The organism is Zhouia amylolytica (assembly GCF_900116365.1).
Taxonomy (GTDB): domain Bacteria; phylum Bacteroidota; class Bacteroidia; order Flavobacteriales; family Flavobacteriaceae; genus Zhouia; species Zhouia amylolytica.
The window spans coordinates 209,069-220,632 of sequence record NZ_FPAG01000009.1 but is presented as its reverse complement, the minus strand read 5'-3'; the positions used below and the strand labels follow the sequence as shown (position 1 = coordinate 220,632).

The 11,564-nt window shown below is 37.0% G+C and carries 15 protein-coding genes; all 15 read left to right on the top strand.

Going from position 1 to position 11,564, the window contains the following annotated elements:
• The coding region (locus BM361_RS15605) for a BlaI/MecI/CopY family transcriptional regulator (RefSeq protein WP_074980013.1) at positions 1 to 287 on the top strand (287 nt) is incomplete at its 5' end.
• 2 nt (positions 288 to 289) lie between these two features.
• Positions 290 to 2,257 (top strand): TonB family protein, encoded by a 1,968-nt coding sequence (locus BM361_RS15600; protein ID WP_074980012.1) that lies wholly within the window; start codon positions 290 to 292, stop codon positions 2,255 to 2,257.
• Positions 2,258 to 2,266: 9 nt separating this feature from the next.
• Positions 2,267 to 3,412 (top strand): tetratricopeptide repeat protein, encoded by a 1,146-nt coding sequence (locus tag BM361_RS15595; protein ID WP_074980010.1) that lies wholly within the window; start codon positions 2,267 to 2,269, stop codon positions 3,410 to 3,412.
• Between the two features lie 65 nt (positions 3,413 to 3,477).
• Positions 3,478 to 3,951 carry a hypothetical protein gene (locus BM361_RS15590; RefSeq protein WP_074980009.1) on the top strand — a complete coding sequence of 158 codons (474 nt, stop codon included), beginning with the start codon at positions 3,478 to 3,480 and terminating at the stop codon, positions 3,949 to 3,951.
• A 42-nt stretch (positions 3,952 to 3,993) separates the two neighbouring features.
• Positions 3,994 to 4,545, top strand: a complete 552-nt coding sequence (gene ruvC / locus BM361_RS15585) for a crossover junction endodeoxyribonuclease RuvC (protein WP_038267064.1) — start codon at positions 3,994 to 3,996, stop codon at positions 4,543 to 4,545.
• Between the two features lie 185 nt (positions 4,546 to 4,730).
• The gene (locus BM361_RS17220; protein WP_317039409.1) at positions 4,731 to 4,868 is read left to right on the top strand and encodes a hypothetical protein; all 138 of its coding nucleotides are present in this window, start codon (positions 4,731 to 4,733) and stop codon (positions 4,866 to 4,868) included.
• 39 nt (positions 4,869 to 4,907) lie between these two features.
• Entirely contained in the window at positions 4,908 to 6,083 is a 1,176-nt protein-coding gene (gene hemW / locus BM361_RS15575) for a radical SAM family heme chaperone HemW (RefSeq protein ID WP_074980007.1), read from the top strand.
• A gap of 21 nt (positions 6,084 to 6,104) precedes the next feature.
• Positions 6,105 to 6,863, top strand: a complete 759-nt coding sequence (locus tag BM361_RS15570) for a cyclase family protein (protein ID WP_082436151.1) — start codon at positions 6,105 to 6,107, stop codon at positions 6,861 to 6,863.
• Positions 6,853 to 7,212: a DUF4260 domain-containing protein gene (locus BM361_RS15565; protein WP_038267054.1), complete on the top strand. Its 360-nt coding sequence runs from the start codon at positions 6,853 to 6,855 to the stop codon at positions 7,210 to 7,212. Before BM361_RS15570 ends, BM361_RS15565 begins: the two co-directional genes overlap by 11 nt.
• The gene (locus BM361_RS15560) at positions 7,205 to 7,840 is read left to right on the top strand and encodes a DUF4230 domain-containing protein (RefSeq protein WP_074980005.1); all 636 of its coding nucleotides are present in this window, start codon (positions 7,205 to 7,207) and stop codon (positions 7,838 to 7,840) included. The genes BM361_RS15565 and BM361_RS15560 overlap by 8 nt, the downstream gene beginning before the upstream one ends.
• Before the next feature lie 2 nt (positions 7,841 to 7,842).
• Positions 7,843 to 8,211, top strand: a complete 369-nt coding sequence (locus tag BM361_RS15555) for an MmcQ/YjbR family DNA-binding protein (RefSeq protein ID WP_038267049.1) — start codon at positions 7,843 to 7,845, stop codon at positions 8,209 to 8,211.
• Between the two features lie 99 nt (positions 8,212 to 8,310).
• Positions 8,311 to 8,505 (top strand): 30S ribosomal protein S21, encoded by a 195-nt coding sequence (rpsU, locus tag BM361_RS15550; RefSeq protein ID WP_038267045.1) that lies wholly within the window; start codon positions 8,311 to 8,313, stop codon positions 8,503 to 8,505.
• A gap of 26 nt (positions 8,506 to 8,531) precedes the next feature.
• Positions 8,532 to 8,975 carry a GNAT family N-acetyltransferase gene (locus tag BM361_RS15545; protein WP_074980003.1) on the top strand — a complete coding sequence of 148 codons (444 nt, stop codon included), beginning with the start codon at positions 8,532 to 8,534 and terminating at the stop codon, positions 8,973 to 8,975.
• A 1-nt stretch (position 8,976) separates the two neighbouring features.
• Positions 8,977 to 10,410 (top strand): sodium:solute symporter family protein, encoded by a 1,434-nt coding sequence (locus BM361_RS15540; RefSeq protein WP_074980002.1) that lies wholly within the window; start codon positions 8,977 to 8,979, stop codon positions 10,408 to 10,410.
• Positions 10,391 to 11,470, top strand: a complete 1,080-nt coding sequence (locus BM361_RS15535; protein WP_038267036.1) for an alanine racemase — start codon at positions 10,391 to 10,393, stop codon at positions 11,468 to 11,470. Before BM361_RS15540 ends, BM361_RS15535 begins: the two co-directional genes overlap by 20 nt.
• Positions 11,471 to 11,564 lie beyond the last annotated feature (94 nt).

The following is an 11,564-nucleotide window of genomic DNA, read 5'->3' as shown; positions in this document are numbered from 1 at the left end:
TCATTGAGAATTTGCCGGAGCCAAAACCCGCCTATAATACAGTTTCTACGATTATTCGAATCCTGGAAAGCAAAGGCTTTGTAGGGCATGAAAAAGAAGGGAAGGGGTATGTGTATTATCCGCTGTTAAAGAAAGAGGAGTACAGCAATCAATCGCTTAATAAGCTAATGGACAATTACTTTCAGGGTTCCTTTAAAAGTATGGTTTCGTTTTTTGTCAAGAAGAATGACATCAGCCTGAAAGAGATGGAAGCCATTTTAAAAGAGTTGAACAAAGAAGACGAATAATCATGTTACACTACATTATCCAAACCATAGCGTTCCAATTGCTATTTCTATTAGTATACGATGTGTTGCTAAAGAAAGAAACCTTTTTTAACTGGAACAGGGCGTATTTAATTATCACGCCACTACTTTCGTTAGCACTGCCTTTCATTCAGTTGGATTCCTTTAAAGAAGTAGTGCCCCAGGCATATGCGATGCAATTACCTGTTATCGTTTTAGCGGAAACCACGGTTACAGAGAGCCAGGCTGCACAGGCCTCCTTGTTGCCAGATTTATTCTGGTGGCAGTGGTTGTTGCTTGCAGGAAGTTTGCTAAGTGTACTTTGGTTTGGATATAAGTTATATAAGATATATCAATTAAAACGACAAGGAAAGATCCACTGGTATCAGGAATATACTGAGGTGCTCTTGACCAAGAGTGAAGTCGCCTTTTCCTTTTTCAAGCATATTTTTCTCGGAGATAGTATTAAAGAGAAGAATCATCAGCATATCATCGAACACGAGCTGGTGCATATCAAAGAAAAGCATACGTGGGACTTAATGCTGTTCGAACTCTTACGCATCGTATTTTGGTTTAATCCACTCATCTATATCTATCAGGCACGAGTTTCAGAGTTGCATGAGTTTATAGCCGATGCGCACACGGCAAAGAAATCAAAGAAACAATCGTATGAGCTGTTATTGGAACAAGTGTTCAATACAGAACATATATCATTCATCAATCAATTTTTTAATCATTCATTAATCAAAAAACGAATCGTTATGTTACAAAAAACAAGATCTAGAAAAGTCTGGCAATTAAAGTATTTGCTAATGGTACCTTTGGTATTAGGCATGTTGGTTTATACTTCATGTGAAAAAGAGGCTAAAGAAGAATCAACACCGGAGAATACGGTCCTGAATACTGAGGATGTTCCATTTACAGTTGTAGCTCAAAAACCTTCTTTTAAAGGTTATGAAAATGATGAAGATCTATTTAAAAGTTTTAAAGAACAGTTAGATAATCATATTCGAAAAAATTTCCGTTATCCTGAAGAAGCTCAGGAAAAAGGTGAGCAAGGGAGGGTGTATGTTCAGTTTAGAGTTGAAACAAGTGGCAATATTACCGTCTTGAACCTAAGAGGGCCAACAAAATTACTAGAAGGAGAGGCTCTACGAATTTTTGAAAAGCTTCCACAACTGAATCCGGGTAGAGATAAAAACGACAATGTCGTTCCTGTAAGTTTTGCTTATCCTATATCTTTTAGTCTAGACACCCCTACTCCTGGCGAAAATAAGCCCATGAATAAACAAGATGGAGGACCTGAGGTGCCTTATAACGTAGCTTATCAAAAACCGGCATTTCCAACTTGTATTGATATAATTGAAAAAGAACAATTTCAGTGTTTTAAGGACCAGCTCGATGCCCATGTAAGAAAGTATTTTCGTTATCCTAAAAAAGCTCATGATCAAGGAGTACAAGGAAGAGTGTATGTTCAGTTTAAAATTAATCCTGACGGATCTACTACGGTAATGAGAACCAGGGGGCCACATGAGTTATTAGAAGCTGAAGCCAAAAGAATCATTAATGCATTACCGGTAATTGAACCAGGAAGAGATGATAATGGAAATGCCGTGCCTGTGACTTTTGCTTATCCAATTGTTTTTAGGTTATCAGATCAAACTAAATTTACAAAGGTGTCAGATAAACAAACTTCAATGGTAAAACCTAACGCAGGAGCTCGTGCTGTTTACCAAGAGTACGATTCCTCATTGGAATCGGGTATAGTTAAGGGTAATGTATCTAATAATGGAAAAGGGCTACCGGGCGTGGCAATTGTGATTGAAGGTACCAGCAAGGGAGCTGTAACTAATTATGATGGTGACTTTGCAATCAAGGTAGAGAAAGGACAAAAACTGATTTTTCAATATAAAGGTTTACCAAATACTGAAGTAAAGATTGCTGATAATAATGTTTTAAAGATTATAATGTAATCTGAATTCATGAAAACTTTTGTTCGATTAATTGTAATGTTTTGGGTTTTAGTAGCCGGGGCGCAAGCCCCGGTTTCCAATGAAGCTGACAACCTCTTTAAAAATGGTCATTATACCAAAGCCATTAATTTATATGCCCGAAACCCATCTTATACTAATCAGTTAAAAATTGCCCAGGCATACGTCGCGTTGGGAAACCTGGATAAAGCGATCCTGCAATATGAAGGTATTGTTTCTAATAATCCGGAGAAGTTGCTTCCGCAAAAAGAATTAGGAAAGCTTTATTTTAAAACCAAACAGTTTGAAAAGGCCGAAAACACCTTCCTTCTACTCACACAGAAAGACTCATTGAATCCGGATAACCATTATAGGTATGGGTTGTCGGTAGAGGCTTTGGGAAAACGTGATAAGGCCAAAGACAGCTTTAAAAAAACCTTTCATCTCGATACCACTCATATAAATAACATTAAAGAATTAGGGGCTTATTACCTTAAAAAAAAGTATATGGATTCGGTTCATTTCGTGGTAGACAAAGGCCTGAAGGTAGCTCCTACAAATGCGCAATTACTCAACCTGAAGGCATTAGCTCATTATAATTTTCAGGAGTACAACAGCGCAATTCCATATTTCGAACAGCTTATCAAACAACGCTATTTGGAAACCTACATTTTTATGTATTTAGGACATTGTTATGAAAAAGACTGGCGAAATAAAGAGGCTATAGACAGTTATTTGGGAGCGATCGGCATCGACAATGCCAATAGCGATGCTTATTTTAATATTGGAAATATTTACAGAAAGGAAAAGCAGGCAGATAGCGCAATCGTTTATTTTAAAGAAGCCATAACGGTGAAAAGAGTAGACCTCTCCAGAGAATACCATGCTATAGCAAGTTCCTTTAGAACCAAAAGAGATTATAAAAAGGCCCTGGATTACTATTGGTTAACCTACGAACAAAATCCTGATGATTACATCACTTATTACAATATCTGTTTTGTAAGTGATCATTATTATCAAGATCCAAAAACGAAAATCAAATACTATCAAAACTACCTGGATAAGTTTGGAAGCCATAGGTTTGGCAAACGTTATCGGGTACATGCAGAAAAACGCATATCCGAATTAAAAGCCGAAATTCATCTTGCAGCTGATTGATGAAAAAAATGTAATTTTTCATTGATAAAGATTAATTATGTAAATTCGTCACAGAATTGATTTTCATGCGTCTAACAGCTGCTTTTTTACTCATAGTATTATGTGTCTCATGCGATATTTTTGGAGGTAAGCCTTCCAAGGAAGAATTGGTCAATAGAGAGATGCAAAGCATTAACTGGAATGAAGTAGATCAGTACCCTCTTTTTGAGGCCTGCGATGAAACAGCTGACAAAACGCAGCAACGAAGATGTTTCCAGACGACCTTCACGAATCAGGTTTTTGAAACCCTTCAAAACAATCACATAGTGGTTCATAAGAGTCTGAATGATACCGTAAAGGTCCATATGTTGATCTCAAATACCGGAACCATTAAAATTACGGGGATCGAGAAAACAGACGTGATCAATAAACAGATACCACAACTCGATAGTATTATCAATGAGTCTTTAAAACAATTGCCAAAATTATATCCTGCTATTAAAAGAGATATTCCGGTGAGCACCAAAATTAAACTTCCTATTGTTTTAAAGGCGGATTAGTGTAGCTTTGTAGAAAAGGGACACCGCTTCATATTATACATTTTGAACACAGAAAAGATCATATTAGGAATAGATCCCGGAACCACTATTATGGGTTTTGGTTTGATTAAGGTCGTTAATAAAAAAATGACCTTACTGCAGTTGAATGAATTACAGCTTAAAAAGTATACTGACCCTTACGTAAAGCTAAAATTAATTTTTGAACGTACGATCGAACTAATCGATACACATCATCCTGACGAAATAGCCATTGAAGCACCTTTTTTTGGTAAGAATGTTCAATCGATGCTTAAATTAGGGAGAGCCCAGGGAGTGGCCATGGCAGCGGGTTTATCACGTCAGGTGCCCGTTACAGAATACTCACCCAAGAAGATTAAAATGGCTATAACCGGGAATGGTAATGCAAGTAAAGAGCAGGTAGCAAGAATGCTTCAAAGTTTACTTAGTATAAAAGAGTTGCCTAAAAATTTAGATTCAACTGATGGTCTGGCAGCTGCTGTTTGTCATTTTTTTAATTCCGGAAAAACCCAGCAAACAAAAAGCTATTCCGGTTGGGAGTCTTTTGTTAAGCAGAATCAGGATAAGATTAAATAGCGGTTGGCAGTATTCAGTAGCAGTAACTCACTAAAACCAAGATTAAACATGAAGTTTCAAGATCTTTATTCGTATAGGAAATAGTTTGAATTGGCTATGAGAATTTTTGAAGAGACCAAAGCTTTCCCTAAAGAGGAAACTTATGCCCTGATAGTGATGCAGAAAATTCTGAAACTCAGGTTTGGATAGAATTCTCATTTAGATGTGATTATATAACAGAAAATCTGTATAATGAATTTATAAATGAAAGTTATGAAGTGATTAAGCTTATTAATTACACGATGTTGAACCTGCATAAATTTGGGGTGAAAACATCAAAATAATAAGGCTCAACACTGAATACTCAACACTGAATACTAAATATGGCTGGAATTTATTTACATATTCCCTTTTGTAAGCAGGCCTGTCATTACTGCGATTTTCATTTTTCGACCTCCTTAAAGAAAAAAGATGATTTGGTAATTGCACTGGTCAAAGAAATGCAATTGCGTAAAAACGAGTTGCAGGATGAACCTGTAGAGACCATATATTTTGGAGGTGGTACACCTAGCTTGTTATCTGTTCAAGAGTTAAAATCCCTTATCGCCGCAGTTTATGAAAATTTTAAGGTGATTGCAGATCCCGAAATTACGCTGGAAGCTAATCCTGATGACCTAACAGAAGCATCATTAGTTGGAGAGCAGTCGAAAACTATTTTTGAAGCATACAAAGGCATCGGAATCAATCGCTTGAGTATTGGAATACAATCATTTTTTGAGGAAGACCTAAAATTGATGAACCGCGCTCATAATGCCAAAGAGGCTAAAAAGTGTATTGAAGCAGCTACAGCCATTTTTGATAATATCACCATAGACCTGATCTACGGGATTCCGGGAATGAGCAATGAAGGCTGGATGCAAAATATCGAAACAGCATTAAGTTTTAATATTCCACATATTTCGAGTTATGCCTTAACCGTAGAACCCAAAACAGCTTTAGAAAAATTTATAGAAAAAGGAATTGTTAAACCAGTCGATGATGAAATTGCTCAACAACATTTTCAACTTCTGGTAGATACCCTAAAGGAGCACGACTTTATTCATTATGAGTTGTCTAATTTTGGGAAAGAAGGATACTTTAGTAAAAACAACTCTGCCTATTGGCTCGGTAAGAAATACCTTGGTATCGGTCCGTCAGCGCATAGTTATGATGGCCTTCACAGAAGTTGGAATGTAGCCAATAATTCAAAATACATTAAAAGCCTTCAGGAGAATATATTACCATCTGAAGTTGAAACCCTGTCAACGGTCGATCGATTTAATGAAACCATAATGACGGGTTTAAGAACCATTTGGGGGGTGTCACTCAATAAAGTTAAAGAGAGCTTTGGAGAAAAGTATCTGGAATACCTGATACAGCAGTCTCAGAAGTATATAGAAGAGGGTTTATTGGAGATCGATAATTCCAACCCGTCCTTGCCTGTTTTGAAAACGACGGCCAAAGGGAAATTTTTAGCCGATGGTATTGCTTCTGATTTATTTCTTTTAAATTTACAGTAAACACTAAAAACCTAAATAAACTTGAAAGCTACAATTCAGTACAAAAACAAAAAATACCCTATAAATTTTAATAACCCTATAGACATTTCGATTCCCATTAAAAATGGGGGCGAAAATGTAAATGCCTGGTATGTGGGGCCACCCACCATTCAACCTGTTCAGGATGGAGATTTTATAGGTGCAGTTTCTGAAGGAGCTTCCACAAACTTCAACGCCATAAACGTTATACCTCATGCTCATGGAACACATACCGAGTGCCTCGGACACATAACACATGAGTTTCATTCGATTAATGAACACTTGAAAAAGTATTTCTTCATGGCCGAAGTGGTAACGGTTGCACCGGGAAAAATTGAGGATGACTTTATAATTCCGGCCCAACAATTAAAGGTTGCCTTACACGGAAAAAGACCGGATGCCGTGGTTATCAGAACCCTCCCAAACTATTCTGATAAATTAACGAAGCAATACGCGCACACCAATCCGCCTTACCTGGAAGAGGAGGCTGCAACATTTTTAAGAGAAAAAGGAGTAAAGCACTTATTAATCGATTTGCCCTCTGTAGATAAAGAAAAAGATGAAGGAAAATTATTAGCACATAAAGCTTTTTGGAATTTTGATGGCTTGAGAAGGTATGATGCTACCATCACAGAATTTATATATGTACCCAATGAAGTTAAAGATGGCACTTATTTTTTAAATTTACAGGTAGCCCCCTTTGAAAATGATGCCGCTCCTAGCAAACCTGTTTTATATGAAATAATACCTGATGAAAAATAGTATCAAAATAGAAGAACTCCTGATGCTGGGCCTGGCAATATATTTGTTTAGTACTTTGTCTTTTGCCTGGTGGTGGTTTTTAGTTTTAATATTACTACCGGATATCGGAATGCTGGGTTATGTCTTTAACCCGAAAACGGGAGCCTTCACCTATAACCTTTTTCATCACAAAGCTGTAGCGGTGTTGATGTTCTTTTTAGGCTTGTATCTTGCTAATGAGTACATTCAGTTAATTGGGATTATTATCTTTGGGCATGCCTCGTTCGATAGAGCACTGGGTTATGGACTAAAGTATCCAACATCTTTTCACGACACCCATTTAGGGAAAATAGGAAATACGAATGAGTGATATAATTCAAATATTTTTAGGTCTTTTCGTTGGAGCGGTATGTATGTATTGGCTTTTCTCAACATATCGATTAAAGCGAAGTAAAGAAGTGACCAATACACAGTCGGTTGTGCTGCTTGAGAAAATAAGGAAAGTATGTAAATTGGTCGTTGTAGAAGGAGAATTTGCTGAGATTTATGATCACCAGCAAGATAAAGGGTATTTCTTTGGAATGATTTCCAGCACCAAACGCGCCTTATTAATCGTGAAAGCCAAGGTACATATAGGATTTAACCTTCAAAAACTAAAAATGGAAGCTGATAATAAGCGCAAACGAATTATTTTACATGCGTTTCCAGAACCTGAGGTGTTGAGCTTCGAGCCGAACTATAAATTTTATGATATCAAAGATGGTGTATTGAATAAATTTAAACCAGATGAGATATCTCAGTTAAATGAGAAAGCCCGCGAATTTGTGATGGATAAGATTCCTGAAAGTGGACTTATGGATACAGCCAGGAAGGAAGCCCTTGAAACTATTCTGATCATTCAGAACATTGTTGAAACCATAGGTTGGAAACTGGATTATTCAGCTTTGGAGATTACAACAAATGAAAAACTTCTAATGAATGAAGCCTTAAAAGAATAACTATGCATATAGAGGCTTATAGAGCATATTGTATCTCAAAAAAGGGGGTAACCGAAGCGTTTCCTTTTAATGAGGATGTATTGGTATTTAAGGTCATGGGTAAAATGTTTGCCTTATCGTCTTTAATGAAGTGGGAGGAAGGAACACCTGAAATAAATTTGAAATGTGATCCTGATTGGGCTCGTGAATTGCGTGAAGAATATGAAGGCATTCAGGGAGGGTATCACATGAGTAAAAAACACTGGAACACCATTTCACTTTCTGACACACATATCTCTGATGTATTTTTACAAGAGCTTATTGATCATTCTTACGATCTTATAGTGGCCTCTCTTCCTAAAAAAGATCAGAAGGCTTTACGATCCATGTAAATTGAGCTAAATCGCCAAGATTAATACTTCCTTAACACACATTCTAATTATTTTTTTTAGTTATATTATAGGATATGATTGTATAATTAAAAAAAAGATATGCTAAAAATTATAGTGAAAAAGGATGAAAGTATTGAAAGAGCTTTAAAGCGTTACAAGCGAAAGTTCAACAAAACCAAAATGATCAGAGAGATTAGGGATCGAAAAGAATTTACCAAACCATCAATGGCTCGTCGTAAGACCAGAGAAAAAGCCAGGTACCGAAATATATATCTGCAAGGTCAGGAAGAGTAATTGTCTAATTTATTTAAACCAAAGGTATGCTGAGTTTTATCTTGTATAATACCAATAATAAACCCGACGAAAAAACGAAATCTGTTATCGTCGATTTTCTTTTTAATAACCTCGAACAATATGGAGATCCAAAGGAAGACATCCTAAAGTGTCTTAACTATGCTGTCATGGATGAAGTTACAGCCCATGGAGGTTTTGCTTTGGTTGCGAAAGATCATGAAAAAATTGTTGGAATTACCATTATTAACGAAACAGGAATGTCTGGCTATATTCCAGAAAACATTCTTGTTTACATAGCAGTCGCTACAACTGCCAGGGGTAAAGGTGTTGGGAAAGCTGTTATGGAAAAAGCAATCAGCCTCATTGAAGGAGGTTTGGCACTGCATGTAGAACCCGATAACCCTGCTAAAATACTATATGAAAAATTAGGGTTTACGAATAAATACCTCGAAATGCGCTTAACCAAATAGTATGGGTACGATAGATATAGCAATTTTTATTGTCTACATCATAGTCGTTCTCGGAATTGGTTTTTATTTCCACTACAAAAATAAAGATGCCAAAGACTACTATACCGGCGGTAATAAAATGGGAAGCTGGCATATTGGACTTTCTGTTGTAGCTACCGATGTGGGCGGAGGATTTTCAATTGGATTGGGGGGCTTAGGTTTTCTTATGGGAATCTCCGGTTCATGGATGTTGTTTACAGGGCTGTTAGGAGCATGGCTCAGTGCCGTATTTCTCATTCCTAAAGTCATAAGTGAAGGCCATTTGTTTAACTTACTAACATTTCCCGAACTCTTAAAAAGAAAATATGGAGCCAGAGTGGCCCTTCTTGCAGGAATCATATCCTTTATCGGATACCTTGGGTTTACCTCCTCGCAATTATTGGCAGGAGCTAAATTAGCTGTTGGTACTTTTCCTGAATTATCAGTCAACAAAGCTGTATTGATGATGGGCGTTATTGCCGTAGTGTATACCGTTTTTGGGGGTATTAAAGCGGTGGTTTATACCGATACATTTCAGTGGGCGATATTAATGTTAGGACTCATTCTGATAGGCATTCCAATTTCGTATGTAGAGCTCGGCGGTTATGAGGCAATCGTAAAGGTTTTGCCCGATGGTTTTTTAAGCCTGACAAGTGTAAGCTGGGTACAACTTATTAATTGGGCAGTAACGATCATACCAATTTGGTTTATAGGAATGACACTCTACCAGAGAATTTATGCATGTAAAGATGAAAAGACAGCGAAAAAAGCCTGGTTCACAGCCGGACTTTTTGAATATCCCGTCATGGCCTTTATGGGTGTGCTGCTCGGCCTATTTGCAAGGGTAGGAGCAGAACAAGGTATGTTTTTAGCTGATGGTTTTGCATCTGCAACAGCAATGGATCCGGAAATTGGATTACCACTCTTACTTAAAAATATTTTACCTGCCGGATTAATGGGGCTCATGCTGGCAGCTTATTTTTCGGCTATTATGTCTACAGCAGATAGTTGCCTGTTAGCCTCTTCCGGGAATTTTATAACGGATATTCTGGGCCTTAACAGTCAGAACAATAAAAATATTCGCCATTCACAGCTCGCAACATTAATTATTGGCGCTGTTGCGGTTTTATTAGCGACATTGATGAAAAATGTGTTGGAATTGATGTTAATGTCTTATGCCTTTATGGTATCGGGGCTATTTGTGCCTGTCATTGGGATGCTTTATGTTAGGAAACCCTCGGGAAAAGCAGCACTATGGTCGATGATTGTTGGTGGAGCATCTACTTTATTGCTGACTTTTTTAAAAATCGATATACCATTTGGGTTCGATCCAATACTTCCGGGAATTTTACTTTCGGCTTTTATTTTCTATCTTATATCCAAGCAAAGCAGAGACCATGGCATATTTACAGCTTAATACGAAATCGTTAAAACACAACTTTAAATATTTAGATGCAATATTTAAAAAGGACAGGAAAGAATGGGGTGTGGTAACCAAATTGTTGTGTGGTAATGAGCTATTCCTGAAAGAGCTTCTCAAGTTAAAACCAAAAACGGTTTTAGATTCCAGGTTAAGTAATCTGAAAAAAATTAAAGAGATAGACCCATCAGTAGAAACCGTATATATCAAGCCGGTACCCCAACGAAGTATAGATGATCTTCTTGCGTTTGCTGATATTAGTTTCAATACCCAGTTCTCAACCATTAAAGCTATTAACGACCGCGCCTTAAAATTAGGGAAACGACATCAGATTGTGATCATGATAGAAATGGGCGATTTGAGAGAAGGGGTCATGCGTGAAGATTTTATAGATTTTTATGATAAAGTTTTTAATTTGAAAGGGGTTGAGGTTGTGGGGCTCGGTGCCAACCTGAATTGTATGAATGGCATCATGCCATCCCATGATAAATTAATCCAGATGAGCTTGTATGAACAGCTTATCGAAGCCAAGTTTAATAAAAAAATAAAATGGGTATCAGCTGGTACTTCGATTAGTTTTCCATTGTTAACTAAGGGACTGGTGCCTGAGGGAGTCAATCATTTCAGAATTGGTGAAACCCTGTATTTTGGCAATGATATTGTCGAACACACCAATATTCCTGAAATGAAACAGGATGTGTTTTTATTGAAGGCGGAGATTATTGAAATCATCGAAAAACCAAAAAATCCAACGGGCCTGGTAGGTGTTAATGTTGCCGGAGAAAAACCAAGTTTTGAAATCATGGATTATAAGGAAACCAGTTATCGGGCTATTTTAGATATCGGCTTGCTTGATGTAGATCCAAAGCACCTCACTATTATAGATGAAGATCACGATAAATATGGCTTAGTAGGGAGCAGTTCCGATATGATTGTTATTGATGTCGATGAAAATAAGGCCAATTTTAAAGTAGGTGATTTAGTGAGTTTTAAGGTAGACTATATGGGAGCCTTAACCTTGCTTAATTCCAAATATATAGGGAAAAGAATTATTTAATTTAGTAAGGGTTCTTACGAAATTTTAACCCTATTGTTCTGCCAATTAATAGCGTATAAGTAGTTGTAAAACAAAAAGATATGTTAATTAATTG